At 67.0% G+C, this 25,109-nt stretch carries 25 protein-coding genes; 10 read left to right on the top strand and 15 right to left on the bottom strand.

The window, feature by feature from the left end:
- Positions 1-41: 41 nt before the first annotated feature.
- The 3 genes from ACYVGK_RS02025 to ACYVGK_RS02015 are packed head-to-tail and all read right to left on the bottom strand — an operon-like array spanning position 42 to position 2,625.
- Positions 42-1,592 (bottom strand): dipeptide ABC transporter ATP-binding protein, encoded by a 1,551-nt coding sequence (locus ACYVGK_RS02025; protein WP_460731557.1) that lies wholly within the window; start codon positions 1,590-1,592, stop codon positions 42-44.
- On the bottom strand, positions 1,589-1,771 hold the full coding sequence (locus ACYVGK_RS02020) for a hypothetical protein (protein ID WP_460731556.1): 183 nt from the start codon (positions 1,769-1,771) through the stop codon (positions 1,589-1,591). Before ACYVGK_RS02020 ends, ACYVGK_RS02025 begins: the two co-directional genes overlap by 4 nt.
- Positions 1,768-2,625, bottom strand: coding sequence for an ABC transporter permease (locus ACYVGK_RS02015; RefSeq protein WP_460731555.1), 858 nt, complete (start codon positions 2,623-2,625; stop codon positions 1,768-1,770). The genes ACYVGK_RS02020 and ACYVGK_RS02015 overlap by 4 nt, the downstream gene beginning before the upstream one ends.
- A gap of 179 nt (positions 2,626-2,804) precedes the next feature.
- Here ACYVGK_RS02015 and ACYVGK_RS02010 point away from each other — a divergent pair, with 179 nt between their 5' ends.
- The 6 genes from ACYVGK_RS02010 (at position 2,805) to hemB (ending at position 9,665) form a co-directional block, all read left to right on the top strand.
- Positions 2,805-4,256 carry an OprO/OprP family phosphate-selective porin gene (locus tag ACYVGK_RS02010; protein WP_460731554.1) on the top strand — a complete coding sequence of 484 codons (1,452 nt, stop codon included), beginning with the start codon at positions 2,805-2,807 and terminating at the stop codon, positions 4,254-4,256.
- A 16-nt stretch (positions 4,257-4,272) separates the two neighbouring features.
- Positions 4,273-5,289, top strand: coding sequence for a sulfate ABC transporter substrate-binding protein (locus ACYVGK_RS02005; protein WP_460731553.1), 1,017 nt, complete (start codon positions 4,273-4,275; stop codon positions 5,287-5,289).
- 250 nt (positions 5,290-5,539) lie between these two features.
- Positions 5,540-6,406 carry a sulfate ABC transporter permease subunit CysT gene (gene cysT, locus ACYVGK_RS02000; protein WP_460731552.1) on the top strand — a complete coding sequence of 289 codons (867 nt, stop codon included), beginning with the start codon at positions 5,540-5,542 and terminating at the stop codon, positions 6,404-6,406.
- Between the two features lie 31 nt (positions 6,407-6,437).
- A complete protein-coding gene (gene cysW, locus ACYVGK_RS01995) occupies positions 6,438-7,259 on the top strand; it encodes a sulfate ABC transporter permease subunit CysW (RefSeq protein WP_460732421.1) in 822 nt (273 codons plus the stop codon).
- A gap of 204 nt (positions 7,260-7,463) precedes the next feature.
- Positions 7,464-8,525 carry a sulfate/molybdate ABC transporter ATP-binding protein gene (locus ACYVGK_RS01990; RefSeq protein WP_460731551.1) on the top strand — a complete coding sequence of 354 codons (1,062 nt, stop codon included), beginning with the start codon at positions 7,464-7,466 and terminating at the stop codon, positions 8,523-8,525.
- Between the two features lie 150 nt (positions 8,526-8,675).
- Complete coding sequence (gene hemB / locus ACYVGK_RS01985) at positions 8,676-9,665, top strand: porphobilinogen synthase (RefSeq protein WP_460731550.1); 990 nt, start codon at positions 8,676-8,678, stop codon at positions 9,663-9,665.
- 739 nt (positions 9,666-10,404) lie between these two features.
- Here hemB and ACYVGK_RS01980 read toward each other — a convergent pair.
- Positions 10,405-11,295, bottom strand: a complete 891-nt coding sequence (locus tag ACYVGK_RS01980; protein WP_460731549.1) for a TolB family protein — start codon at positions 11,293-11,295, stop codon at positions 10,405-10,407.
- A 180-nt stretch (positions 11,296-11,475) separates the two neighbouring features.
- Between ACYVGK_RS01980 and aroE the strand changes: the two genes are divergently transcribed.
- Both aroE and ACYVGK_RS01970 read left to right on the top strand, forming a co-directional pair.
- Positions 11,476-12,321 (top strand): shikimate dehydrogenase, encoded by an 846-nt coding sequence (gene aroE / locus ACYVGK_RS01975; RefSeq protein WP_460731548.1) that lies wholly within the window; start codon positions 11,476-11,478, stop codon positions 12,319-12,321.
- 11 nt (positions 12,322-12,332) lie between these two features.
- Positions 12,333-12,590 carry a YkgJ family cysteine cluster protein gene (locus tag ACYVGK_RS01970; protein WP_460731547.1) on the top strand — a complete coding sequence of 86 codons (258 nt, stop codon included), beginning with the start codon at positions 12,333-12,335 and terminating at the stop codon, positions 12,588-12,590.
- Between the two features lie 23 nt (positions 12,591-12,613).
- Here the strand turns inward: ACYVGK_RS01970 and ACYVGK_RS01965 are convergent, their stop codons facing one another.
- From ACYVGK_RS01965 to ACYVGK_RS01925, 9 genes are all read right to left on the bottom strand, one after another.
- The gene (locus ACYVGK_RS01965; protein ID WP_460731546.1) at positions 12,614-12,913 is read right to left on the bottom strand and encodes a hypothetical protein; all 300 of its coding nucleotides are present in this window, start codon (positions 12,911-12,913) and stop codon (positions 12,614-12,616) included.
- 226 nt (positions 12,914-13,139) lie between these two features.
- Positions 13,140-14,420: a DUF58 domain-containing protein gene (locus ACYVGK_RS01960; protein WP_460731544.1), complete on the bottom strand. Its 1,281-nt coding sequence runs from the start codon at positions 14,418-14,420 to the stop codon at positions 13,140-13,142.
- Positions 14,421-14,712: 292 nt separating this feature from the next.
- Positions 14,713-15,738 (bottom strand): AAA family ATPase, encoded by a 1,026-nt coding sequence (locus ACYVGK_RS01955; RefSeq protein WP_460731543.1) that lies wholly within the window; start codon positions 15,736-15,738, stop codon positions 14,713-14,715.
- A complete protein-coding gene (locus tag ACYVGK_RS01950) occupies positions 15,735-16,958 on the bottom strand; it encodes a DUF4350 domain-containing protein (RefSeq protein ID WP_460731542.1) in 1,224 nt (407 codons plus the stop codon). The genes ACYVGK_RS01955 and ACYVGK_RS01950 overlap by 4 nt, the downstream gene beginning before the upstream one ends.
- Positions 16,955-18,526, bottom strand: a complete 1,572-nt coding sequence (locus tag ACYVGK_RS01945) for a DUF4129 domain-containing protein (protein ID WP_460731541.1) — start codon at positions 18,524-18,526, stop codon at positions 16,955-16,957. Before ACYVGK_RS01945 ends, ACYVGK_RS01950 begins: the two co-directional genes overlap by 4 nt.
- 22 nt (positions 18,527-18,548) lie before the next feature.
- On the bottom strand, positions 18,549-19,559 hold the full coding sequence (locus tag ACYVGK_RS01940; protein WP_460731540.1) for a stage II sporulation protein M: 1,011 nt from the start codon (positions 19,557-19,559) through the stop codon (positions 18,549-18,551).
- Positions 19,560-19,689: 130 nt separating this feature from the next.
- Positions 19,690-20,370 (bottom strand): RDD family protein, encoded by a 681-nt coding sequence (locus tag ACYVGK_RS01935; protein ID WP_460731539.1) that lies wholly within the window; start codon positions 20,368-20,370, stop codon positions 19,690-19,692.
- Positions 20,370-20,951, bottom strand: a complete 582-nt coding sequence (locus ACYVGK_RS01930) for an RDD family protein (protein WP_460731538.1) — start codon at positions 20,949-20,951, stop codon at positions 20,370-20,372. Before ACYVGK_RS01930 ends, ACYVGK_RS01935 begins: the two co-directional genes overlap by 1 nt.
- Before the next feature lie 83 nt (positions 20,952-21,034).
- Complete coding sequence (locus tag ACYVGK_RS01925; RefSeq protein ID WP_460731537.1) at positions 21,035-21,574, bottom strand: gamma carbonic anhydrase family protein; 540 nt, start codon at positions 21,572-21,574, stop codon at positions 21,035-21,037.
- A gap of 205 nt (positions 21,575-21,779) precedes the next feature.
- Between ACYVGK_RS01925 and xth the strand changes: the two genes are divergently transcribed.
- Positions 21,780-22,547 (top strand): exodeoxyribonuclease III, encoded by a 768-nt coding sequence (gene xth / locus ACYVGK_RS01920; RefSeq protein WP_460731536.1) that lies wholly within the window; start codon positions 21,780-21,782, stop codon positions 22,545-22,547.
- A 70-nt stretch (positions 22,548-22,617) separates the two neighbouring features.
- On the opposite strand, the gene ACYVGK_RS01915 is transcribed toward xth, so the two are convergent.
- Together ACYVGK_RS01915 and ACYVGK_RS01910 are read right to left on the bottom strand one after the other, a co-directional pair.
- A complete protein-coding gene (locus tag ACYVGK_RS01915; RefSeq protein WP_460732420.1) occupies positions 22,618-22,890 on the bottom strand; it encodes a GlsB/YeaQ/YmgE family stress response membrane protein in 273 nt (90 codons plus the stop codon).
- Positions 22,891-23,059: 169 nt separating this feature from the next.
- A complete protein-coding gene (locus tag ACYVGK_RS01910) occupies positions 23,060-24,424 on the bottom strand; it encodes an AMP-binding protein (protein ID WP_460731535.1) in 1,365 nt (454 codons plus the stop codon).
- Between the two features lie 81 nt (positions 24,425-24,505).
- On the opposite strand from ACYVGK_RS01910, the gene ACYVGK_RS01905 reads away from it, so the two are divergent.
- Complete coding sequence (locus ACYVGK_RS01905) at positions 24,506-25,108, top strand: 4'-phosphopantetheinyl transferase family protein (RefSeq protein ID WP_460731534.1); 603 nt, start codon at positions 24,506-24,508, stop codon at positions 25,106-25,108.
- Position 25,109: the final 1 nt, after the last annotated feature.

Below are 25,109 nucleotides of genomic sequence, written 5' to 3'. Positions count from 1 at the left end.
CGCCCGCCTTCACCCCGCAAGCGGGGCGAGGGATAGGTCCCCTAAGCCGCCGGTCGCGCCGCCAACAACGCCTTCGTATGCGCATGCTGCGGATCACGCAGCACTTCCGCCGTCGCCCCCATCTCGACGATGCGCCCGGCTTCCAGCACGGCGATGCGTTCCGCCACGGCGGCCGCCGCAGCCAGGTCGTGGGTGACGAACAACAGCGCCACTCCACGCTCGCGCTTGAGCTGCACGAGCAAGCCAAGAATCGCCGCGCGATGGTGCGCATCCAGCGCCGACACGGCTTCGTCGCACACGAGCAGATCCGGATCGGTCGCCAGCGCACGCGCGATCGCGATGCGCTGGCGCTGACCGCCGCTGAACTGGTGCGGATAACGATCGAGCATCGCCGCGTCCAGCCCGACCGCCTGCAGCAACTCACCCGCCCTGGCGCGCCGCGATGCCGCATCGCCGCGACCATGGATGCGCAGCGGTTCGGCGACGATCTCGGCGACGCGCAGGCGCGGGTCGAGCGACGCATAGGGATCCTGGAACACCACACCCGTGCGCGCACGCAATCGCCGTAACGCGGCACGATCCAACGTGAGCAGGTCGACGCCATCGAAACGCACTTCGCCCTGCACACCTCGCAGCAGGCGCAGCAACGCGCGACCCAGCGTGCTCTTGCCGCTGCCGCTTTCGCCGACCAGGGCCAGGCCTTCACCGCGATGCAGTGCGAGCGTCACGCCATCGAGCGCGTCGTGTCGCGCGCGCGGATAGCGCACGCGCAGGCGGTCGCCGCGCAGCAGCTCGTCCCGGGCCTGCGTCGACGCCGGCAACGGCGCCAACCGGTCCGCGGCGAGCAGTTCGCGCGTGTAGGCATGTTGTGGATTGGCGAATACGGCGCGGGTCGCACCCTGTTCGACCACCACACCGCGCTGCAGCACCAACAGACGCTGCGCGTATTCGCCCACCAGCGGCAGGTCGTGGCTGATCAGCAACAGCGACAGACCTTCTTCGCGACGCAGGGTGTCGAGCAGATCGAGAATGTCGCGGGCAATACGCGCATCGAGCGCGGAAGTCGGTTCGTCGGCGATCAGCACGCGCGGCGACGCCGCCAGGGCCAGGGCGATGGCGATGCGTTGGCGTTGCCCGCCGGAAAACTGGTGCGGATACTTGCGTAACGCCGCCGCGGGCTCGGGCAATTGCACGCGTCGGCATAACGCTTCGGCTTCGCCCAGCGCGGCGATCCGCGCCAGGCCACGCATCGCGCGCAGCGTTTCGACCAGTTGCGCACCGACGCTGCGCAGCGGGTGCAGGCTCGCAAGCGGATCCTGGGGCACCCAACCGAGCAGGCGTCCGCGCAATGCGGCGTGTTCGCGCGACCCCAGCGCCATCGCACGATCGTCGTGCAGCACGCGGCCTCGCGCCTGCAAGCCGGGCGGCAACAGCCCCAGCAGCGCCAACGCGGTCAGGCTCTTGCCGCTGCCGCTTTCGCCGACCAGGCCCAGGCATTCGCCGGCATGCAATTCCAGCAAGAGCGGATCAAGCAGCCGGCGCCGCGGAGTGACGACTTCGAGTTGATCGAGTTGAACGAGGGCGGGCTTCACGCGAAATCCTCCCGCGCCTGATCGTCATCCCGGCGAACGCCGGGATCCATTTTGCTGTTGTCTTTGCGCCTGCTTTTCCGACCGGCGAAGGCAACGGCAAGAGCAACAACAAGATCAAAATGGATCCCGGCGTTCGCCGGGATGACGACAGAAGCGACGCCGTTCGTAACGCCGCTCATGCCGCCGCGCTCTCGGCTTCATCGCGCGGCGTACCACCGCGTACATCCAGCCAATCGCGCAGGCCATCACCGAGAAACTGGAACGCCGCCAACGTCGTCACCAGGAACATCGCCGGAAACAGCAGCGTCCACGGTGCACTGTCGAGTTCCTGCACGCCTTCGCTCAACAGCGTGCCCCAGCTCGCGGAGGGCTCGTCGACCGAGAGCCCGAGGAAGCCGAGAAAACTCTCGACCAGAATCGCCTGGGGCAGGATCAGGCCCAGATACACGAACGCCAGCGGCAACAGATTCGGCAGCACATGCCAACGCAGACGCTGGCCGAAGTCGGCGCCGGCAGCCTGCGCGGCGAGCACGAACGGCGCCTCGCGCAGGCGCGCCGCCTCCGCGCGCATCACCCGCGCCAGGTCGATCCACACGTAACCGCCGATCGCGGCGAGCAGCAGCGCGAGCGAACGTTCGAACAGGGTCAGCAGCAGGATCACCACCAGCAGGAACGGCAGCGCACTGAATACATCGAGCACGCGCAGCATCGCGCGTTCGATCCGGCCGCCGGCGAGGCCGGCGATCGCGCCGTAGCCCAGCCCGATGACCAGGGCGACCGCGCTCGCCAGCAGCCCGATGGTCAACGACAGGCGTCCGCCGGCCAGCGTGCGCGCGAACACATCGCGCCCGATCGCATCGGTCCCGAACCAGTGCCCGCCCGTGCCCGGCCGGACCGACAGCGCACCCCAGTCGGGCGCATGCGGTTCGAAGCGAGTCGCCCAGGGTCCCAGCCAACACAGCACGGCCAGGACCGCCAGCGCGATCAGACAGGTACGCGCCAGCGGCGGCAGGGAAGAGAGGTGGGAAGGCATCCGCGCCATCTTACGTGCGGCACCGATACGCCGGCCGGTTGACCCGGATTATTGCCGCGGGACCGAGACGGAGGCACCCTGCCGGCCCAGATGCGCAACCGGCATATGCAGATAAGGCATGGCCGTTTCCGTCCCAACCTGTGCATCGCCACTGTGTCTTTCCCATATCGGTGACTTCCATGTCCGTATCCGTCCGCCTCCCTCGTCGTACCGCCCTGTTCGCTGCGCTCGCCTTCTCCGCCCTGCCCGTGCATGCGGGCGAGGTCACGGTCGAAGAACTCGCCAAGCGCCTGCAGGCGCTGGAACAGCGCTTGGGGGTGAACGGTTCGACCGATGCCAGCACCAACACCGACAGCGCCGGCCTGGCCGACCTCGACCAGCGTCTGCGCGTGATCGAACGCAAGCTGGAACTGCAGGCCGAGGAAGCCGCGGCAAAGGCCGCCAAGGATCCGGTCGTGAGCCTCAGCCCGAAGGGCCTGGCGATCAAGTCGCCGGCCAGCGACGGCATCGAAGTGAAGTTCAAGGCGCTGGTGCAGGCAGACGGCCGCTTCTTCCTCGGCGACGAACAGGTACCGCAGAACGACGGCTTCCTGCTGCGTCGCGTCGAACCCACCATCGAAGGCAGCTGGGGTCCCTTGATCGGTTTCAGGCTGCAGGCGCAGCTGGCCGGTGACGCCGCCACGGTCAACGATGCCTATCTCGACCTACGCTTCGATCCGCGCGCGACGCTGCGAGTGGGCAAGTTCAAGCAGCCGTTCGGACTGGAGCAGCTGCAATCCACCAGCACGCTGATCGCCGTCGAACGCGGCCTGCCGAACGAACTGGTGCCGGCGCGCGACTACGGCGTGCAGCTGCAGGGCGAATTCGCCAAGGGCACGCTCAACTACGCGGCGGGCGTGTTCAACGGCGGCGTCGATGGCCGTGATGCGATCACATCGAATCCGGACAACGAACTCGAAGCCAGCGCGCGCGTGTTCTGGGAGCCGTTCAAGAATTCCGCGAATGCGTGGTCGGGCCTGGGCGTCGGCATCGCCACGAGCGTCGGCGACGTGTTCGGCCAGGGCAACAACTTCCTGCCGCGTTACCGCACGCCGGGCCAGGCGCAGTTCTTCGCCTATCGCAACGAAGCCGCGGCCGACGGCCTGCATCGTCGCTGGTCACCGCAGGCCTACTACTACAACGGCCCGCTCGGTCTGCTCGGCGAGTACGTCACCTCCGAACAGGAAGTTCGCCTCGTATCAGGCGCCAACGCCGGTCGCGTGAAGCATTTGGAAAACCAGGCCTGGCAGGCGGTCGGCAGCTGGGTGCTGACCGGCGAAGACGCGTCCTACAAGGGCGTCGCCAAGCCTAACCACCCCTTTACGGTGGGTGGGGCAGGCTGGGGCGCCTTCGAACTGGTCGCGCGCTATGGCGAACTCGACATCGACGACGACGCGTTCCCGCTGTTCGCCAATCCGGCCACGTCCGCCAGCGGCATCGACGCCTGGACCATCGGCCTCAACTGGTACCTCACCCAGAACCTGAAGCTGGTCACCAACTACACCGAAGCGACGTTCGACGGCGGTGCCGCGGCCGGCGCCGATCGCGAGGATGAGAAGTCTGTCTTCACCCGCGCCCAGATTTCCTTCTAGCCGAAACGAGTCCCCCATGACCCCACGCCCCCGCCATCTGCTCCATACCGCACTGCTCGCACTTGCCGTGTTCGGCGGTGCCGCGCAGGCGAAGGACGTTGAGCTGCTCAACGTCTCCTACGATCCGACGCGCGAGCTGTATGCCGACGTCGATCGAGCGTTTGCCGCGCAGTGGAAGCAGGCGACGGGCGAAACCGTCACCGTGCGCGCCTCGCACGGCGGCTCGGGCAAGCAGGCGCGGGCGGTGATCGACGGCCTCGAGGCCGACGTCGTCACCCTCGCGCTCGCCGCCGACATCGACGCGATCGCCACCAACGGCAAGCTGCTACCGGCGAACTGGCAAGCGCGCCTGCCGCACAACAGCGCGCCATACACCTCGACGATCGTGTTCCTGGTGCGCAAGGGCAATCCCAAGGGCATCCACGACTGGAATGACCTGGTGAAGCCGGGCGTCGGCGTGATCACGCCCAATCCAAAGACTTCGGGCGGCGCACGCTGGAACTACCTGGCGGCGTGGGCCTGGGCGTCGAAGGAGTATCGCGATGGCGGCAAGGTCGTCGACTTCCTCACCCGTTTGTTCAAGAACGTGCCGGTGCTCGATACCGGTGCGCGCGGCGCGACCACGACGTTCGTCGAACGCGGCATCGGCGACGTGCTGATCGCGTGGGAGAACGAGGCGCTGCTGACGGTGAACGATGCCGACACGCGCAACAAGTTCGAAGTCGTGATTCCGTCGGTAAGCATCCGCGCCGAACCGCCGGTGGCGTGGGTCGACAAAAACGTGGCCAAACACGGCACGCGCAAGCAGGCTGAAGCGTATCTGCGTTTCCTGTATTCGCCCGAAGGCCAACGTCTGGCGGCGCAGCATTTCTATCGTCCGGCCGAGCCGGACAAGGTGCCCGCTGCCGAACTCGCGCGCTTCCCCAAGGTGACGCAGGTGACCATCGACCAGGCCTTCGGTGGCTGGAAGAAGGCGCAGGCGGAGCATTTCGCGGACGGTGGATTTTTCGATCGGATTTATCAGCCGAAGTGATCTTGCATTCCCCCTCCCTTTCGCGCAGCGAAGGGGTGAGGAGGCCCCGCTTGCGAGCCATTGGCTCGCGGGCTGACGAACGCCATCGGGCTATGCCCGATGGCCGGACAGCCGGGGAGGGGTGCCTTTGATTTTGCTTCTGCTCTTCGAGAGAGGAGCAACAACAGAAGCAAAAGCACCCCACCCTAACCCTCCCCTTCGCCTGCGGCGAAAGGGAGGGGACAGAGGCAACAGCAAAAACCAAGCCCAAATGACCACCGCCGTCCTGCCATCGCTGATTCCCTTCCGGAAGCGCAATCCGCTGCCGGGCTTCGGCCTGAGCTTGGGTCTGGGCATGGCGTGGCTGGGCGTGGTCGTGCTGCTGCCGTTGCTCGCGCTCGCCGTGCGCGCAGCCGGCCTGGGCAGCGCAGGCTGGCTGCGCGCGATCCACGACGAACGCGTGCAGGCCGCGCTCAAGCTCAGCTTCGGCGCGGCCTTCGTCGCCGCGATCCTGTCGCTGTTCGCCGGCGCAGTGGTGGCCTGGGTACTCGTGCGCTACCGCTTCCCGGGACGGCGCTTGCTCGATGCCTTGGTCGACCTGCCGTTCGCGTTGCCGACAGCGGTGGCCGGTATCGCGTTGACTGCGATCTACTCCGGCAACGGTTGGGTCGGCCGCTACGCCGAAGCCCTCGGCTTCAAGATCGCCTACACGCCGGTGGGCATCGTGATCGCGCTGGTCTTCATCGGCCTGCCATTCGCGGTGCGCACCGTGCAGCCGGTGCTGGAAACGCTTGGTCACGAGCAGGAAGAAGCCGCCGCATCGCTCGGTGCCTCGCGCTTCACCACCTTGCGCCGGGTGATCCTGCCGGAACTGCTGCCGGCACTGCTGACCGGGTTTTCGCTCGCATTCGCGCGTGCGTTGGGCGAGTACGGCTCGGTGATCTTCATCGCCGGCAACAAGCCATTCGCGACCGAGATCGCACCGCTGCTGATCACCATCCGGCTGGAGGAATACGACTACAACGGCGCGATCGCGATCGCGGCGTTGCTGTTGGCCGCGTCGTTCGTGTGCCTCCTGGCGATCAACGCGATTCCGTCGCTGTTCGCGCACGAGCGCCGGGAGAAGGGCCGTGGCTGAGTCGCGCCCTCGTGATGCGCTGCATGAACCGATGTGGCTGCGCACGCTGCTGATCGCGCTCGCCGTGCTGATCATGCTCGGGCTGGTGGTGCTGCCGCTGGCGATGGTCCTCGGTGCCGCGTTCGGCGATGGCTTCAAGGCCTGGTGGGCGGCGCTGCGCGAACCCGATGCGGTGTCGGCACTCAAACTCACGCTGTTCACCGTCGCGATCGTGCTGCCGGTGAATGCCGTATTCGGCGCGCTGTTGGCGTGGGCGGTGACGCGCTTCGAGTTCCGCGGCAAGCGCGTGCTGCTGGCGCTGATCGATCTGCCCTTCGCGGTTTCGCCGGTGGTCGCGGGCCTGTGCCTGGTGCTGCTGTTCAGCACGACGCACGGCTGGTTCGCCTCGCTACTCGAATACTTCGACATCAAGATCCTGTTCGCGCGGCCAGGCATCGTGCTGGCGACGTTGTTCATCACCTTCCCGTTCGTGGTGCGCGAGCTGATTCCGCTGATGCAGCAGCAGGGCGCCGACGAGGAACTCGCCGCGCGGTCGCTCGGTGCCGGTGCGTGGACCATGTTCCGGCGCGTCACGCTTCCGAACATCAAGTGGGGTCTGCTCTACGGCGTGCTGCTGTGTGGCGCGCGTGCGATGGGCGAATTTGGCGCAGTTTCGGTGGTTTCCGGACATATCCGTGGCCTCACCAACACACTGCCGCTGCATATCGAGATCCTCTACAACGAGTTCGACAGCACGGCGGCGTTTGCGGCGGCGTCGTTGTTGAGTGGGTTGGCGTTGGTGACGCTGATCGTCAAGTTCTGGCTGGAGGCGCGGCATAGCGATGCCTTGGCCAAGTCGCATCGGAGGCATTGAGTGTCCGCGACTGAAAGTTCGTCACCCGGTACACCGGTAGCACCACATTCTCATGGCCCGATTTCACAGCGGCGCGGAGACATTGAATTGAACGTCGTCAGAGTCGATTTCGAAAAAGCAAAGGCGCCGCCAGCCGGGACTCACCCACTCGGGGCGCCGGTGCTGGTACAACATGAGCCCAAATCTCCGGCAGCGCGGCGCGGCATGGACCTCCACATCCGCCAACTCAGCAAGCGCTACACCGACGTCGCCGCACTCGATGCGGTCGACCTCGACATCGCCTCCGGCGAGCTGGTCGCGTTGCTGGGTCCTTCCGGCTCGGGCAAGACTACGCTGCTGCGCGTGATCGCCGGCCTGCTGCACGCGGATAGCGGCCAGGTCCTGTTTGGCGAGACCGATGCCACCCGGCTGAGCCTGCGCGAACGCAACGTCGGCTTCGTGTTCCAGCACTACGCATTGTTCAAGCACATGACCGTAGCCGAGAACATCGCCTTCGGCCTGCGTAGCCGCCCGCGCTCGAAGCGACCGGACAAGGCAACGATCAAGCGTCGCGTCGAGGAGCTGCTGACGCTGATTCAGCTCGCGGACCTAGGCGAGCGCTATCCGGAGCAACTGTCCGGAGGCCAGCGCCAGCGCGTGGCGCTCGCGCGCGCGCTCGCGATCGATCCGACCGTGCTGCTGCTCGACGAGCCCTTCGGAGCGCTCGATGCCAAGGTGCGCGTCGATCTGCGCCGCTGGCTGCGCCGCCTGCACGAACAGACGGGGCAGACGACCGTCTTCGTGACCCACGACCAGGAAGAAGCGCTGGAGCTGGCCGACCGCGTGGTGGTGCTGCGCGAAGGCCGCATCGAACAGGTCGGCACGCCGCAGGAGATCTACAGCGCGCCGGCGTCCGAATACGTATTCGACTTCATCGGCCGCGCGAATTCGATCGAGGGTCGCTACGACAACGGCCACTTCATCGCCTACTCGAGCCAGTTGCGCTTGCCGGTCACCAGCGAGGCATTCGCCGCCGGCACGCAGCCCGCGCGTCTGTACGTGCGTCCGCACGACCTGGCCATCACCAGCGCCAACGAAGGCTGGCCGGCGCGGGTGATCGCCGCGCACCGGTTGGCTGATCGCATCACTCTGGAACTGGACATCGAAGCCCAGCCGCGCTTGCTGGAAGTCGATTTCGCCGCGACGCCGGATGTGGAGACGCCGGCGGTGGGGCAGCTGATCGGAGTGCGACCGCTGCGGTATCAGGTGTATCCGCAGAAACCATGATCCGGATCTTTTTGTAGAGCGGAGCTTGCTCCGCTGCTTTTTTACGTGACCTGACGGTTAGCGGAGCAAGCTCCGCTCTACAAGGCAGCAACAGACTGTCGCGTCCCGTCAGCCAAGCTTTGCCGCGGCCGCGGCGTACAATGGCGCCCCATGAGCTACCCCTACACGCGCCTGCGGCGGATGCGCCGCGATGACTTCTCGCGCCGGCTGATGCGCGAGAACGTGCTCACCGCCAACGACCTGATCTATCCGGTCTTCGTGCACGAACTGAAGGGCCGCGAGGCCGTGGCGTCCATGCCAGGCGTCGAGCGCGTCTCCATCGACGAACTGCTCAAGGTCGCCGAACAGGCCAGCGAACTGCGCGTGCCCGCGCTCGCGCTGTTCCCGGTCACCGCGCCCGACGCCAAATCGCTCACCGCCGAGGCCGCATGGACCGACGATGGTCTGGTGCAGCGCGCCGTGCGCGCGCTCAAGCAACGCTTCCCGGAACTGGGCGTGATCACCGACGTCGCCCTCGATCCGTACACCACGCACGGCCAGGACGGCCTGATTGATGCCAATGGTTACGTGCTCAACGACGAGACCGTCGAAGCACTCGTACAACAGGCACTCTCGCATGCGCGCGCCGGCGCCGACATCGTCGCGCCCAGCGACATGATGGATGGGCGCATCGGCGCGATTCGCGGCCAGCTGGAAGGCGAAGGCCACATTCACACGCGCATCCTTGCCTACAGCGCCAAGTATGCGAGCGCGTTCTACGGCCCGTTCCGCGATGCCGTGGGTTCCGCATCGGCGCTGGGCAAGGGCAACAAGTACACCTACCAGATGGATCCGGCCAATTCCGACGAGGCGCTGCAGGAAGTCGCGCAGGATCTCGAGGAAGGCGCGGACATGGTGATGGTGAAGCCGGGCCTGCCGTATCTCGACATCGTGCGCCGGGTGAAGGACGAGTTCGGCGTGCCGACGTTCGTGTACCAGGTGAGCGGCGAGTACGCGATGCTCAAGGCCGCCGCGCAGAACGGCTGGATCAACGAGCGCGGCTGCGCGCTGGAAGCGCTGACGTCGATCAAGCGCGCTGGCGCCGATGCGGTGCTGACGTATTTTGCGCTGGATGCAGCGCGGTGGCTGCGCGAAGGCTGATCGCCTTCTCTCGCTTTCGAAATCAGGAGCGAAGCTCAAGAGCTTCCGCCTTGCGGCGGGTCACTTTCTTTGCTGGCTCAAAGAAAGTAACCAAAGAAAGAGCCGTCCCTGACACGTCACACCCATAGCTTCATTGTTACGGGTATTTTTCGACACGCCATCCATGGCGTGGTCGAAAAACGGCCGGCATCCATGCCGGCCGCCCTACGGGTCTCCAAACGTAGCAATTGTTTACCGTGGCCACCGCTGCGAAATCCGCACCGAAATTGTCTGTGCACCTAGCACGTAGACTCGAAGCAAACGCGGCGCCCAGTTCTCATGCCGGCGTTTGGCCCAGCGCTTCTGCGCCCGATACCTCCAGCACTGCACTGAGGCTGCGTCAGCGAGTCTGCCGCCAGATCGCCTCCAGGCCATCTTGATACAGAACGAAAAGCACGCGCGTTCGCATGTGCCTCTTTGCCCGAACGCCCGTTGATTCGTAGACCCGAAGGGCGGCGCGCATGGATGCGCGCCGTTTTTCGACCGCGCCATGGATGGCGTGTCGAAAAATCCCCGTAGCAATGACGCTATGGGTGTGCAGTGTCAAAGATGGCCATTTCTTTGGTTACTTTCTTTGGGCCAGCAAAGAAAGTGACCCGCCGCAAGGCGGAAGCTGTTGATCCTGCTTTGGCGACGAGAAGACAAAGGCAACAGCAAAATGGATCCCGGCTTGCGCCGGGATGACGAGCAACCATCAACATCACACGCAGCCCGGCTTCCCCGTCACCGCCGGCGCCTTCATCCGATAGATGTCCAATTTGCCGGCACTGGGCGCCTTCGCCTTGCCGGTGACCAGCAGCTCGCCCGGCTTGTTCCAGTCGACCGACGGACCCAGCGTCCAGGCATCGGCCGTGTTGAAGGACAACGCCACCGGCGTCGCCTCGCCATAACGCTTGCCATCGCATTGCGCGATGAACAGCTGCATCGGCTTCTCATCGGCATTAGCCGAGCGCGTGAACACGATCGCCTTGCCGCTATCCAGCCAGGCCGCGTCGAATTCGTCGGCCTTCGTATTCACGCCCGGCACCGGCTTGCGGTCGACGAAGGCGCCGCCGTCCCAGTGCGCGACGAACAGGTCGTGGCGTCCCGCGCCACCGAAACCGTCGCTGGCGTACATCAGCGACTTGCCGTCGAGGCTCGGCGCGGGTGCCCATTCGTTGCCCTTGCTGTTCACGCCCGGGCCGAGGTTCTCCACGGCACCGAAGCCGCCGTCCTCGCGTACGGCGACGCGATACAGGTCGTCGCCGCCCAGGCCACCGTCGCGATTGGAGAAGAAATACAGCCAGCGCCCATTCGCGCTGAACGCCGGGTCGAAGTCATTGGCCTTGGAATTGATCGACAACGGCTGCGGGTCCTGCCAGCGCCCCTGCTTCAGCGTGGCCTGCCACAAGTCCCAGCCGCCCTTGCCGCCTTCACGGTCGGTGCTGCCCCAGACGATGCGCTTGCCGTCCGGGCTGATCGTCGCGCGCACTTCCGCGGCCGGCGTGGAGACCACATGCATGCCTTCGATGCCGAATTCCGCCAGCCACGCATGCGCCAGGCCACAAGTCAGCAGCAACGTACCAGCGAGAAGCAAGGAATGGCGGCGCATCGTGAGGTTCCGGATGAACGAGCCATCAATGTGCCGCAGTTGCTGACTCGCCGCCATCGCAAAAGCTGTCGTCGGCGCACAGTTCGCGATCGCGGGCGTAGACTCGTAGACGGACGCGGCCGTCCTGCGGCGCCCTTCGCGTTCCGCCCAATATCCACCCGCCTGTCGCGCGAGGAATCCATGTCCATCCAGCGCTTCGCCGTCATCGGCCACCCGGTTTCCCATTCCCTGTCGCCGCGCATCCATGCGGCCTTCGCGCAGCAGACCGGGATCGCGCTGGAATACACCGCGATCGACGCGGCGCCGGAGGCCTTCGATGCAGCACTGGCCGAGTTTGCGGCCGAAGGCGGCGTCGGTGCCAACATCACCCTGCCGCACAAGCCGCGCGCGGCGCAGATCTGCACGCACCTGAGCGAAGCGGCGCAGCGGGCCGGCGCGGTCAACACACTGATCCGTTCGACCACCGGCTGGCACGGCGACAACACCGACGGCGTTGGCCTGGTGCGCGACCTCACCGAACGCCACGGCCTGGACCTGCGCGCGCGTCGCACCTTGCTGATCGGCGCCGGCGGCGCCGCGCGCGGCATCGCGCCCGCGCTGCTCGATGCGCTGATCGGCGACTTGTACATCGTCAACCGCACGCCCGAACGTGCCGACGCGCTCGCCGATGCGCTCGCCCTGCCCGGCCGCGTGCATCCGCGCTATCTCGAGGACGTCGGGACGCTGGGCAACTTCGATCTGGTCATCAACGCCACTTCGGCAGCCCGCGGCTCCGCATTGCCCGCGCTGCCGGTGAACGTGCTCGCGCCACGCGGCGCGGCGGTCGACCTGAGTTATGGCGAAGCGGCCGTACCGTTCCTGGCCTGGGCGCGCTCCGCGCGCGCGCACGACTGCATCGATGGCCTGGGCATGCTGGTCGAGCAGGCCGCGGAAAGCTTTGAGCGCTGGCACAAGGTGCGCCCGGAAACCGACGCGGTCTACGCGATGCTGCGCGATCGCAGTTCGATTCTCGTCAACGCTGACTGAAGCCGTACCCGATGGACTGCCGCGAACGCTGCGGCGCGTGCTGCATCGCGCCCTCGATTACCTCGCCCATTCCCGGCATGCCGCACGGCAAGCCCGCGGGAATTCCCTGCGTGCAGCTGGACGACGACTACCGCTGCCGCTTGTTCGGCCAGCCGGAGCGACCGGCGTTCTGTGCGTCGTTGCGGCCGTTGCAGTCGATGTGTGGGCTCTCGCGCGACGAAGCGATAGCCACCTTGCTCGCGCTCGAATGCGCGACGCGCCCGGATTGAGTCGACACCTCATTCACCGTCGTTCAATGAACGCTGGCGACGCTCGTGTCGGTGCGCGGGTCTGCGGCATCGCCAGCCGTACCGGTTTCCGCTGACGGCGAACTCGCTACGACGGCGGGCGTGGGCGCCCCGCGTGGCGCCGGCGCGATCGAGGGCGTCGCACCATCGATGGCAATATCTTCGGCGGTGTGCGCGACCGAGGTTTCGAGATAACCGGCCATGTCGTTTCCCAGTTTGATGGCCACGCCAACGACGATCACGGCAATGGTGGCAATGATTGCGAGCGCCACTTGCATGCGGCGGGAGCAATGGAGGCGGTCCATGGAGTCCCTCCTATTCCAGGACCTCCATTGCGCGCGGCGCGATGTGCCGGTCTAGTGAAATCGCGACGTCGCGACCAGCCCTTTTAGCGGTGTTTTATCGGCATGATCCGTTCATCGGGGTGGCGGAGCATGCATCGACGTTTTTGGCCGACGACGTCACCTTTCCGCGTTGCAATCCGGGATCGATACCAGCTTGGGGACGAACACTTTCGACCACGGCAATCGCTTAGAGCAACCCATCGCGCTTCACCGCCAGATATTTCTCCACCAACGCCGCCGCCAGCTGCTCACAGGCGACATCCAGCACCATCACGCCGTGGCTGCGCAGCGCATCGTGCGCGGCGTTGCGCTTGGCCAGGTACTCCGCGGTGGCGCCGGCGCGGATCGCCGACGGCAGATCGTGTACATCCTGCGCGAGGGTCTCGTCGAGCGCGGCTTCGCGCAGGCTCGCCACGCAGACCAGATGACGCTTGCGCAGCATCTGCACGGCGGCAAGCAGATCGTCCATATCCTCATCGCGCAGGTTGGTGACCAGCATCACCAGCGCGCGGCGGCGCTGGCGCAGCGAGAGCTCGGTCGCGGCCTGCAAGAAATCGGTGGCCACCGGCTTGGGCTGCAGCGCATAGGTCGCGCGCAGCAGGTTGTCGATCGCGCCGACGCCGCGCTGCGGCGGGACCCAGGCACTGTCGCCGCCGGCGGCAAGCAGGCCGACGCCGTCGCCCCGACGCAACGCGAGATAGGACACCACCAGCGCGGCATCGAGCACGTGGTCGAAATGCGCGAGTTCTCCATCACGAGCGAGCAGGCGTCGACCGGTGTCGAGCAGCAGCACCAGCTGCTGGTTCTTCTCGTCCTGGTATTCGCGCGAGATCAGGCGGCGGGCGCGTGCCGTGGCCTTCCAGTCGATCTGGCGCAGGCTGTCGCCGACGCGGTATTCGCGCATCTGGTGGAAGTCGGTACCTTCGCCTCGCCGGCGCTTCACATGCGCGCCGACCAGGCGCGAGGCCTGTTCCGCGCTGAACATCGCAAAGCGCGCGAGCGGCGCGAAGTTCGGAAACACGCGCACGCGCTGCGGCTCGCCGGCCACGCGTGACTGCCACCACAGCCGCCACGGCGAATGCAGCCGCACCTGCACGCCGTCGAAGACGAAGTCGCCGCGCGCGTTGGCGCGCAGCGCGTATTCGAAGCTGGTGGCTTCGCCGCGGCGTAGTTGCAGGCGGCGCGGCAGGCCGTGCATCGCCCAGCTGCCCGGATGCAGGTCGAAGACATCGAGTCGCTGCGCGCTCGCGGTTTCCAGCTTCAACGTCACCGGCCGCTCGACGCCGATCGGCCAGGTGTCCGGCACGCGACGCTGCACGCTGGGAGTGGCCGACGCGATCACACGCCAGGCGTCGAGCGCGCCGAGCAACAGCAAGCCCAGACCCGCGAACCACCAAGCGGCCGCCGGCACGGCCTCGATGCTCGCGGCCAGGCCGAGCGCGGCCCATAGCGCCAGCAGTAACAGCATTGCTGGTGCTGGGCGTGGCCAGCTGCGTTGTGGGTTGGGATTCGTCGCCATGACCTGGATATTTACCGTTCGTCCTGAGCGTAGGCGGCGTAGCCGCCGAAGTCGAAGGAAGCGTAGGCGGCATAGCCACCGAAGTCGAAGGAAGCGTAGGCGGCGTAGTCGCTGGAGTCGAAGGAAGCGTAGCGCCGGAGGCGCGGAGTCGAAGGACCCGTGGCTTCCGGGTTGTCCTTCGACTTCGGCGCTTCGCGCCTACGCTCAGGACGAACGGAACATCCTGGATCGCGGACCAGACTCACTGCCGCGGCGCCTCCACCTTCGACAGCAGCGCGTGCAGCACGTCGTCGGGTTCCTGACCTTCGATCAGCAGCTCCGGCGCCAGCGCGATGCGATGACGCAGGGCGGGCTTGGCGATTTCGCGCACGTCGTCGGGCGTGACGAAATCGCGGCCGGATAGCACCGCCTGCGCGCGCGCCGCACGCACCAACGCAAGGCTGCCGCGCGGACCGGCGCCGAGCGCGATGCCGGCCCAGTCGCGCGTGGCTGCGGCAATGCGCACCGCGTAGTCGATCACCGCGTCATCGACGGTCACCTGCGCGGTGCCCAATTGCATCGCGACGATCTCTTCCGGACCGACCACGCGCCGCACCTGCGACAGATCGAAATCGGAAGCCATGCGTCCCTGGCTCACGGCGGCGACCATCTTCTTCTCGTCCGCGCGCGTGGGATAGCCGATCAGGACCTTGAGCAGGAAGCGGTCGAGCTGCGCCTCCGGCAAGGGATAGGTGCCTTCCTGCTCGACCGGGTTCTGCGTCGCCAGGGTGAGGAACGGCGGCGGCAGTTCAAAGCTGTGGCCTTCGATCGTCACCTGTTGTTCCTGCATCGCCTCCAGCAGCGCCGACTGGGTCTTCGCCGGGGCGCGGTTGATTTCGTCGGCGAGCAGCAGGTTGGTGAACACCGGGCCGCGACGGATATTGAAGGTCTCGGTCTTCGGGTCGTACACGGCATGCCCGCTGATGTCGCTCGGCATCAGGTCGGGCGTGAACTGCACGCGTGCGTAGCCGCAGTCGAGCGCCTTTGCCAAGGCGCGCACCAGCAGCGTCTTGCCCAGACCGGGCACGCCTTCGATCAGGGCGTGACCGCCGGCGAGCAGCGCGATCAGCACGTGGTCGAGCGCATCGGCCTGGCCGATGAAGGCCTTGCCGACTTCGTCGCGAATCGCGGCGGCGCGCTCCGCGAGGGCCGCGCCGATGATCGGTTCGATCGCGCGCGGTGCAGCGACATGGTCCGGTGCCAGCGGTGGGATCAGCGTGTCGCTCATAGTCGGTTTCTCAGTCGGATCAGGGTGGCGATGCGGGTGCGGAAGGCGGTGTGGTCGTTCGCGAACGGCGGCAGCAGCGCGTCGCGAATCTCGCTGGCTGGTACGTCCTTGAAACGTTCGGCGAGCAGCATCAACTGCGGCTCGCCCTGCAGCGCAGCCGCCTGCGGATCGCGGCGGCGCAGGCACGACAGGAAGGCATTGCGCGCGGCGTCGTACAGCAGGTGCGCGTAGCCGTAGCGATAGGCGAGTTCGCCGCTGGCGGTGATGTGTTCGAGCAGCGAACGGCGCTCCAGCGTCGGCGCGGCGAACGCCGGGCCGAAACGCTGCATGCGCCGCCACAGCCAGAACGCCAGCGCCAGCAGCAACGGTGCCCACGCCATCCAGCTATGCCGGATGATCGTCGCCCACAGCGACGGCATCTGCGTGGCATAGACGAGGTGCACGGTGCCGGCATCGTGGTTGGGCTGCAGCAGCTGGCGCGTCAGCTGATAGCTGGCCGCGTCGTCGAGATTGTCAGTGCCGAGGAAATCCAGATCGGCGAGCACATCGACGCTGCCGCGGCCGCGCTGCACGCGGGCGAACACGTAGCCGTTCTGCAAGTCGCCCCAGCTGTGGACGGGATTGGCGCCGGTCAGGGTGAAACGGCGCGCGCCGCAGAACATCAAGCCCGAACCTTCATCGCCCATCTCGACCGCCTTGGCCACTGCCTCCGCGGTGTCCATCGGATGCGCGTGCGCGCCTGTCACGTCCTCGCAGCCGCTGTGCTCCTGGTCGAGCGCCAGCAATTGCAATTTGCCCAGCAGCGGCACCGGCGAATTCCTCGCCAGCAGACCCAGCGGCGGCGTACGTACGATCAGGTGTCCGCCGTTCCCGACCCACTGCAGCAGTGCATCGACTTCCCGGGTACTGAGTGCGCGCGGATCGTTGTAGAGCACTAGCGTGTCGCGAGGCGCCAGCGGTACGACGGGTTCGCGGGCGCCCTCGGTGAACAACTGCAGGCGGCGGCGCGATTTCACCGCAATGCCGTCCTTCTCCAGCGCAACCTGCAGGGCGAACAACGGATTGCGCCGCGCCTCGCCCGTGCGTGGCATGTCGACCACGCGTTGCACGCGCTCGTGGGTGTGCAGCCACCAACCGATCAGGCCGAAGGCCGCGACCAGGCCGAGCAGGACCAGCAACACTACGAGCAGACTGGGGCGTCCCGCGCGTTTTGCGTTCATGCCGGCGCTCCCGTCTTCATGCGGAAGAAGCGCTGCGACAACTGCCCAACCAGTTCCTCGAACTCATCGCCGCCCGGCAGGCCATGCGCATACGCCGCGATCTGCCAGATCTTCACCACGCGCGCGAACAGTTCGCGATCCTCGGCGAGGGGCAGTTGGCGCGATGCACGCAACGTATGCGCCTCGGTCGCGCCGGGAACCAGCACGACATGCGCGCGATGAGTCATCGCGTCGACGCTGGCCCGATACAACAAAGCCAGCGCATCGCGCTGATGACCCGACTGCCACAGGCGACGCGCCGCGGCCGGCACATCGTCGGGGAGCGGCGCCTCTTGCGGCGCCACCTCGTGCTGGACTTCCTCCGCCTTCTGCGGACGACGCCGCGCCGGATCGCGCACCCAACCCAGCCACTTGGGCGCGGTGAGCAGCAATATGAGCACCAGCGCACCGACCACGATCCACAGGCCGTATTCGCCGATGGTCGCCAGCCATGCGCCGAAGCCGGCGAATCCGCGCCACTGCTTCGGGTCGGCGGGCTTTTGCGGATCCTTGGGCACCCACTGCGTCAACGTGCGCTTCGGACTGACGCGCGGATCCTCGTAGGCGCGTTTGATCGACTGGCGCCAGTCGTCGTCATCGAGAACCTCGTCGCCGAAGACCTCGCGCAGGGTCGACGACGGTGCTGCATCGGCCGGCGCGGCCTCCACCGTCTGAGTCGCTTCGTCTTCATCGACGAAGGGCTCGTCCTGCGCACGCACCGGTGCCAGCGCACCCAGCGACAGCACACACAGCAACAGCAACGGCGCGGCGGCATTCGCCAGGCGCTTGCGCAGGCGGCGCAGCACCATTTCGATGTCCCAGGCTTCGATCTCGGTGCGGCGATTGAGGTAGAGGCCGAAACCGGAACCGACATAGAACGGCTCCAGCACGCTTACGGCCAACCACAGCAGCGCGTTGCTTGCGAGCTGGACCCAGTCTTCCTGCGATTCCAGCGCGTTCCACATCCGCGCACCGGTTTCCTGCAGCAGGTCGTTGGGCGCGAACAGCATCACCGTGAACAGCATGCCGAGCACCAGCACCATTTCGAAATGCACCATGACCAGCTGCACCAGGGCCGCCACGCCGTACGCGGGTGAACCCAGGGCGCCGCGACGCATGCGCGCCTCCTCGCCGACGCCGCCTTCGAGCAGATCGATGGGCAAATACATACTGCGCACTGGGCTCAGGCGTCGCCAGGTCAGGTATGGCAGCAGCCAGCGGCGCCCGAACGACCATTGCGCGCGCACGGTCTCGCGCGTGGCCGGCACATGGCCGAAGACGGCACGCGAGAGCACATACAGCGGGATGCGGTCGAACGCCGGCTTCAGCCACCACATCAGCAGGCTCGCCAGCCAGATCGCACCGATCGACCAGCACAGAGCGTTGACGACCGTCCACGCGAGCACTGTCACCAGCAACCACGGCGTCCATATCGCGGCCGCATGCCGGCGCACCAGCGCAGTGCCGAGTTCGACGGCCTCCCACGCAGTGCGCGGACGCAGCGCGACGTTGAGATCTTCGATCCTCATGATCCCGATCCTGAGCGCGCGCTCATCGGCTCTCCTCCGCGTACAGCGCGTTGCGCCCACCGGCGAGCAGCCACGTGAACACACCACTCCACAGCGCCGCCGCCACCGAATACTTGATCCATGCCGGCATCCAGCCGATCGACGACCAGAAGGCCTCGATGAAGGCGGCGATCAGCAGCATCACCAGCACGCCCACGCACAGCAGTGCGCCGCGACGGCCGGCCTCGACCAGCGCATCGATACGGCGACGCTGGCCCGGCGCGATGAAGTTGAGGCCCAGGCGCAGTCCCGCACCGCCCGCTATCACGATCGCGGTGAGTTCGAAGGCGGCGTGGCCGCAGACGAAGCGCCAGAACGGATCGCCATGCCCCACCGCCTGCAGGTGGCTGGCGATCGCGCCGGCGCGGATGCCTTCGGTGCCCAGCGACAGGATCGGGCCCAGCCCCACCAGCAGACCGCTGGCGAACACGCGGAAGCCGATGCTGATGTTGTTCCAGATGTAGAAGCCGAACATCGCCACGTCGGTGCCGTCGTCGCGGCCGAGCGCACGTTGCGGATCGTTCGGGTCGTACATGTCCTCCATGCCGGCCAGCTGCACTGGGTCGTAGAGCGCACTGGAGAGATCGGGCTGGATCTGGATGGCGATGTACATCGTCAACAGCGGCAGCACGAACAGCGCCAGGGCCGCGAGCATCACACCTTTCTCCGCGCGCACCAGGCGCGGGAAGCCGGCGAGCAGGAACTCGACCGCACGGCGCCAGCGCGGCGAGGGCGTGCGGTAGAGCACGCCGTGCCCGCGCTGCATCAGTTGCTGCAGGTGATCGGTGACCACCGGGCTGTAGCCGCGGCGGCGCGCAAGCGCGAGCTGCTGGCACAGCCGGCGATAACGCGCCGGCATTTCGTGATCCGGCAGGCCGTGCCATTCGCGCCGGTGCGCGCGCGCCTTGCGTGCGTTGTCGCCGCGCGCCTCGAGCCACTGCTCGAGCGCCGTCCATTCGGCCTGGTGGCGCTGGACGAAGATTTCCTGCCTCACCCGCCGCTCCCGCCTTGTAGAGCGGAGCTTGCTCCGCTGTTGTTGCTGTTGTTGCTGTTGCCAAACGCGCAGGAGCCAAAGCAGCGGAGCAAGCTCCGCTCTACAAAGAGAGGATGGACGTTGCGGCGACTCATCGGCGTCCCAGCAGCCAGTTGGCGATGCCGTACAGGCGCGCCACCGCGAGCGTGCCGCGCGCCTGCACCAGGGGTTCGGCGAGATCGGCGAGTTCGGCCTGGCGTTCCGGCGTCAGTTGCGGACCGCGCTCGCCGAAGGCGACCACGGCCGCCTGTTCGTGCGGCAGCAGCACGACGGCCGGCGCCAGCGCGGCGCCTGCGAGCGCGGCCTGCCGTTCGCGCGGCCGCGCGTTGTGGACCACCAGCGTGCCCGCGACCATGTCGCCCAGGCGGCGTCCCCAGGGATCGGCCAGGCTTGCGACCAGGCCCGTGGCGTAACCGAACGGCAGCATGTCCACGGTGCGCAGCAGATTGCGGGTGAAGGCGGCGAGCCAGCCGACGGGCGCGCCGTTGACCGCGATGACGCGCAACCCGAGCGCGCGCTTGCCCGGCGTGCGACCGCGATCGAGCACTTCAAACAACACCGGGTAGAACCAGAACACCGCGAACATCAGCACCAGGTAAGGCCCCATCCCCGCGGTGCCGAGCAATCCCAGCACCATGCTCGCGACCATCAGCGCCGCCATGCGGATGGCCAGGTCGATGGCCCAGGCCAGCGCGCGCGGCACCGGTCCGGCCGCGGGCAGGTGCAGGGCCACGCCTTCGGGTGTGACGACTTCGCGGTAGGTATCGAGCATCAGGCGTCGACGACGATCGTGTCCGCGATCAGGTCGTGCACGCAGCGCTTCTCTTCGCCGAAGATGAACAACGCGTCGACCAGGCTGAAGAGCGGACCGAGCAGCGGGATCGCGCCGATCAGGCCGGGTACGAACCCACGCAGGAAGAAGAGACGCGCGAACCCGGCACGGCTGCCGTCGGTGCGCACGATGCGGATGCCGACCAGCTTCTTGCCGATGGTCTGGCCGTGGCGATACAGCAGGATCAGCTGCATGGCCACGAAAGCGATCAGGCCCAGCACGAACAATCCGACCACCACGCTGCCGCCGATGGAAAGTCCACCGTCCGCGCTGCTGCCGAAGGCCGGCAACATCACCGCGAACACCATCGCCACGGCGCCTGGAATGACGCCATCGAGCAGCACTGCGCCTAGGCGCGAGCCGCGCGAAGACATCACCAGCACCTCGTCGTCGCGCATGTCGGCCACACGAGCCGCGGGCGCGGCATACGGATTCGCTGGCGGCAATGCGGGCGGCAATGCGGGCGGCAATCCAGGCGGCTGCTTGGGCAGATGCGCGTCGGCGCTGTTGTACGGATCCATGATTTCCCCGGTTTTGTGATGTGTTTCCCCGACGCTGACTTTAGCCGCTGAGGCATCACCGGCGAAACCTCGGCGCGTGCCCCTCAGGCCGCGCCGGTCAGGTAGGCGTTCTTGAGCCGCACGTAATGCTGCGACGAGTAGTACAGCGCCTGGATTTCTGCCTCGGTGAGCATCCGCACCTTCTTCGCCGGATTGCCCAGCCACAGCTCGCCCTCGCCGACCACCTTGCCCGGTGCGACCAGGGCGCCGGCGCCGACGAAGCCGTGCTTCTTCACCACTGCGCCGTCGAGCACGATCGCGCCCATGCCGATCAGCACCGCGTCCTCGATGTGACAGGCGTGGATGACGGCCTTGTGGCCGATGGTCACGTCCTCGCCGATCACGGTGGCGAAGCCGCCGAGCTTGGCGTGCGGGCCGTCATGGCTGACGTGGACGACGGTGCCGTCCTGGATGTTGGTCCGCGCGCCGATGCGGATGAAGTTGACGTCGCCGCGCACGATGGTGCCGGGCCAGATCGAAACGTCCTCGCCGAGCACCACGTCGCCGATGACGCTGGCGGCCGGGTCGATGTAGCAGCGTTCGCCGAGGACCGGCGTCTTATCGAGATAGGGGCGGATGTTCATCAATACATTCTAGCCCGCCGCCACGCCGCCCCCGGCTTTGTAGAGCGGAGATTGCTCCGCTGCTTTTTGTAGCGCCGCGCCTGCGCGGTGCGCCTCTCCCACAACCAGAAGTCCGCCGAGCAGGCTCGGCGCTACGACACATGACCGAAGCAGCGGAGCAAGCTCCGCTCTACAAAGCAGCGGCATGCTCGCTACACTCTGGCGCATGAAAATCGCCAGCTGGAACGTCAATTCGCTCAACGTCCGCCTGCCCCATCTGCAGCAGTGGCTGCAGGAATTCCGCCCGGACGTCGTCGCCCTGCAGGAAACCAAGCTCGAGGACAGCAAATTTCCCGACGCGGCACTAGCCGAACTCGGCTATCGCAGCGTGTTCTGCGGGCAGAAGACCTACAACGGCGTCGCCCTGCTCAGCCGCCTGCCGTTCGCGGCGGAATGCGTGACCGCGATTCCCAACTTCGATGATCCGCAGAAGCGCGTGCTCGCGGCCACGGTCGGTGACGTCCGGATCGTCGACCTGTACGTGGTCAACGGCGAGGCGGTCGGCAGCGAGAAGTTCGCCTATAAGTTGCGCTGGTTCGAAGCCGTACGCGAATGGCTGCGCGAGGAACTGCGCCAGCACCCCAACCTGGTCGTGCTCGGCGACTTCAACATCGCTCCCGACGACCGCGACGTGCACGACCCCAAACGCTGGCGCGAGAAGATCCTGTGCTCCACGCCGGAGCGTGACGCGCTGCGCGGCCTGCTCGACCTCGGCCTGCACGACAGCTTCCGCCTGTTCAATGACCAGCCCGGCCACCACAGCTGGTGGGATTACCGGCTCAGCGCCTTCGAGCGCGGCTGGGGCCTGCGCATCGACCTGGTCCTGATCAGCGAGGCACTTCGCAACCGCTGCGTCGGCGCCGGTATCGATACGGCACCGCGAACGCGAGAGCGCCCCAGCGACCACACCCCGGTGTGGGTTGAAATCGCGTGACGTGCAAAGCAAAGGCCCGGATTTCCGGGCCTTTGCACACCGCGCGACGTGCGTTACAGAACGGGGGCGTTCAGCGCACGCGACCGCGTCGGAACAGGTTGATGATCGCCAGCAGAACGACTGCGCCGACGAGCGACAACAACAGACTGCCTACGTTGAACGCTCCATTGTTGATATCCGCACCGCCGATGCCGAGCATCTGGCCGATCCAGCCGCCCAGAAACGCGCCGACAATGCCGACGATGATGTTGAGGAAGATGCCTTGTTGAGCATCAGTCCGCATGACCAGGCTTGCCAGCCAGCCGATGATGCCGCCTACGATCAGCCAAACAATGAAACCCATCATGTGCGTGTACTCCTGCCGGCCTAGATAGTGATCGTCGGAGCTGTCTCTGCTTCGACGGGGCAAGGGCAGTGTGGGCGCGCAGGCGTGATGGCGACGTCTGCGAAAAAGCGCGCGCCGAAGCGATGAAAATCCCGTGAATTACGCTGCGATCTCGCGCTCGGAGGGGCTACTGCACCAATGCCGCGAGCGCGGCGCGCGGCAACTTTCCGGTCTCGTTGCGAGGCAGACTTGTGACCAGGCGCAACGGACGCGGCAGGAATACTGCGTCGACATGCGCACGCAACGCCGTCAATACCGCGGCTTCGTTCAGCTCCGGCGCAACAGCCAGCGCGGCCAGACGCGCGACGCCGGTGCGCGGACACGGATCGAGCTGGAACACCGTGCCATCGCGCACGCCGGGAACAGCGAGCAGGCGACGGGTGAGATCGCCCAGCGACGCGCGTTTGCCCGCGATCTCGATCAGGTCGGCATTGCGCCCGCGCAATTCGAAACGACCATCGGCGTGCACTTCCACCAGGTCGGCGAGCACGACCGGCTGCGCCAGATGCGGCGCTTCCACCGCGGTGCCATCGGGCTGCGGCATCAGCTGCACGCCGGGCAACGGTGTCCACGCATCCTCGTGCGCGGTGCGACGGCGCGCGATCACGCAGGTCTCGGTCGAACCGAACACTTCGCGCACTTCGCAACCGAAGCGCGCTTCCGCCGCGAGTGCGAGCTCGCGCGACAACGGCGCGGTGGCCGAGACGATGCCGCGAAGGCGCGGCAACTGCGCATCGGATTCGAACAGCGCGCGCAGGTGCACGGGCGTGGTGATCAGCAGCGGTGGCGTGGGCGCATCGTGCAGGGCACGGGCGATATCGGCAGGGAAGAACGGACGTTCGCCATGCACGGCGACCGGACCGAGCAAAGGCAGCAGCACCGACATCTCCATGCCGTACATGTGCTGCGGCGGCACGGTCGCGACCAGCGGGGTCTCCGCGGCGTGATCGAGCAGGTCGGCCAAGGCGGCCAGGTTCTGCGCCGTGCTGGCGCGAAACGATGCCCAGGTCTTCGGATTCGGCTTCGGCTTCCCGGTGCTGCCCGAGGTGTAGCCGATCGCGACCAGCAGATCGTCGGGCAGTGTGAGCGCATCCCCGTCGGACTGCGGCAGTACCGCCGGCAGGCACCATTGCGGATGCGCGGCGGCGACTGCGGCCTCGCCGTGGGCGAGCGCATCGGTCAGCGCGTAGCTATCGCGGTGCTGCGCAAGCATTTCGGCCACCACGGCCGGCGCGCGCGACGGCGGCAGCAGCGTGGTCTGTCCCCGCAACGCCGCCGCGCATAACGCGACGATGAAACGGTAGCGGTCTTCGCACAGGTTCAGTGCGAAGCCGGCGTGCGGCAGCGATGCGGCGACCGCGCGCACCTCGGCGGCAAACTGGCCGAGCGTGATCGTGCCGCCGGGGCCGAACGCGAATACGCGCTGCGACGAACCTGCGGCCAAGGCGCGGTGATGTGGCAACTCGGCAATGGTGCGAATGACTGCTGACATGCGTTCCCTGTAAGAGGCTCCCGTCGGGAGCCGCTTTCCCCGTGCGCTATGTTACCGGCACCTTCGTCAACATCCGGCCGTATGGCTTTCACCGACGCGATCGCAAACGGCCCCCTGCGCTGGAGCTGGCACCCCCACGCGCACGGCACGCCGACCGATCCGGTCGCGCGAAGCTGGCTGTCTGCCGCGCTGGGGGTGGCGCCCGAGGCCCTGGATCTGCGCCGCGAACCCCGCGGCCGGCCCCGCCTCGGGCCCCGGCATGCCGGCTTCGACTGCAGCTGGAGCCACAGCGGCGACGGCCTGCTGATCGTGCTGGGCAATGGCATCGAGGTGGGCGCGGACTGCGAGCGCCTGCATGCGCGGCCGCGCGCGCTCGAGCTAGCGCGGCGCTTCTTCACCGCACCCGAGCATGACTGGCTGGCCGCGTTCGACGCCGGCGCGGCACGCGATCTCGCGTTCCTGCGCCTGTGGTGCGCGAAGGAAGCCGTGCTGAAGGCGCACGGCCACGGGCTCTCGTTCGGCCTGGAAAAACTGCGTTTCGCGGCGGCGGGCGCCGAGCTGGCACTGGTCGAATGCGACGCCGCGTTGGGCCCGGCCGAGGCATGGTCGGTGCACGAATTCGCCCCGGCCTCGGGCTACGTCGCCACCCTCGCATGGCGTGCAGGCGAGCCGCAGCCGTCATAAT

It is taken from the genome of Lysobacter tyrosinilyticus, from assembly GCF_054779815.1.
This window is presented reverse-complemented; position numbering and strand designations above follow the sequence as displayed.

What these genes read in the sequence shown, in the direction of transcription:
- ACYVGK_RS02020 (WP_460731556.1), bottom strand. Translation starts at nt 1,771, where the DNA reads ATGAGCGGCGTTACGAACGGCGTCGCTTCTGTCGTCATCCCGGCGAAC.
- ACYVGK_RS02015 (WP_460731555.1), bottom strand. Translation starts at nt 2,625, where the DNA reads ATGCCTTCCCACCTCTCTTCCCTGCCGCCGCTGGCGCGTACCTGTCTG.
- ACYVGK_RS02010 (WP_460731554.1), top strand. Translation starts at nt 2,805, where the DNA reads ATGTCCGTATCCGTCCGCCTCCCTCGTCGTACCGCCCTGTTCGCTGCG.
- ACYVGK_RS02005 (WP_460731553.1), top strand. Translation starts at nt 4,273, where the DNA reads ATGACCCCACGCCCCCGCCATCTGCTCCATACCGCACTGCTCGCACTT.
- cysT (WP_460731552.1), top strand. Translation starts at nt 5,540, where the DNA reads ATGACCACCGCCGTCCTGCCATCGCTGATTCCCTTCCGGAAGCGCAAT.
- cysW (WP_460732421.1), top strand. Translation starts at nt 6,438, where the DNA reads ATGTGGCTGCGCACGCTGCTGATCGCGCTCGCCGTGCTGATCATGCTC.
- ACYVGK_RS01990 (WP_460731551.1), top strand. Translation starts at nt 7,464, where the DNA reads ATGGACCTCCACATCCGCCAACTCAGCAAGCGCTACACCGACGTCGCC.
- hemB (WP_460731550.1), top strand. Translation starts at nt 8,676, where the DNA reads ATGAGCTACCCCTACACGCGCCTGCGGCGGATGCGCCGCGATGACTTC.
- ACYVGK_RS01980 (WP_460731549.1), bottom strand. Translation starts at nt 11,295, where the DNA reads ATGCGCCGCCATTCCTTGCTTCTCGCTGGTACGTTGCTGCTGACTTGT.
- aroE (WP_460731548.1), top strand. Translation starts at nt 11,476, where the DNA reads ATGTCCATCCAGCGCTTCGCCGTCATCGGCCACCCGGTTTCCCATTCC.
- ACYVGK_RS01970 (WP_460731547.1), top strand. Translation starts at nt 12,333, where the DNA reads ATGGACTGCCGCGAACGCTGCGGCGCGTGCTGCATCGCGCCCTCGATT.
- ACYVGK_RS01965 (WP_460731546.1), bottom strand. Translation starts at nt 12,913, where the DNA reads ATGGACCGCCTCCATTGCTCCCGCCGCATGCAAGTGGCGCTCGCAATC.
- ACYVGK_RS01960 (WP_460731544.1), bottom strand. Translation starts at nt 14,420, where the DNA reads ATGCTGTTACTGCTGGCGCTATGGGCCGCGCTCGGCCTGGCCGCGAGC.
- ACYVGK_RS01955 (WP_460731543.1), bottom strand. Translation starts at nt 15,738, where the DNA reads ATGAGCGACACGCTGATCCCACCGCTGGCACCGGACCATGTCGCTGCA.
- ACYVGK_RS01950 (WP_460731542.1), bottom strand. Translation starts at nt 16,958, where the DNA reads ATGAACGCAAAACGCGCGGGACGCCCCAGTCTGCTCGTAGTGTTGCTG.
- ACYVGK_RS01945 (WP_460731541.1), bottom strand. Translation starts at nt 18,526, where the DNA reads ATGAGGATCGAAGATCTCAACGTCGCGCTGCGTCCGCGCACTGCGTGG.
- ACYVGK_RS01935 (WP_460731539.1), bottom strand. Translation starts at nt 20,370, where the DNA reads ATGCTCGATACCTACCGCGAAGTCGTCACACCCGAAGGCGTGGCCCTG.
- ACYVGK_RS01930 (WP_460731538.1), bottom strand. Translation starts at nt 20,951, where the DNA reads ATGGATCCGTACAACAGCGCCGACGCGCATCTGCCCAAGCAGCCGCCT.
- ACYVGK_RS01925 (WP_460731537.1), bottom strand. Translation starts at nt 21,574, where the DNA reads ATGAACATCCGCCCCTATCTCGATAAGACGCCGGTCCTCGGCGAACGC.
- xth (WP_460731536.1), top strand. Translation starts at nt 21,780, where the DNA reads ATGAAAATCGCCAGCTGGAACGTCAATTCGCTCAACGTCCGCCTGCCC.
- ACYVGK_RS01915 (WP_460732420.1), bottom strand. Translation starts at nt 22,890, where the DNA reads ATGGGTTTCATTGTTTGGCTGATCGTAGGCGGCATCATCGGCTGGCTG.
- ACYVGK_RS01910 (WP_460731535.1), bottom strand. Translation starts at nt 24,424, where the DNA reads ATGTCAGCAGTCATTCGCACCATTGCCGAGTTGCCACATCACCGCGCC.
- ACYVGK_RS01905 (WP_460731534.1), top strand. Translation starts at nt 24,506, where the DNA reads ATGGCTTTCACCGACGCGATCGCAAACGGCCCCCTGCGCTGGAGCTGG.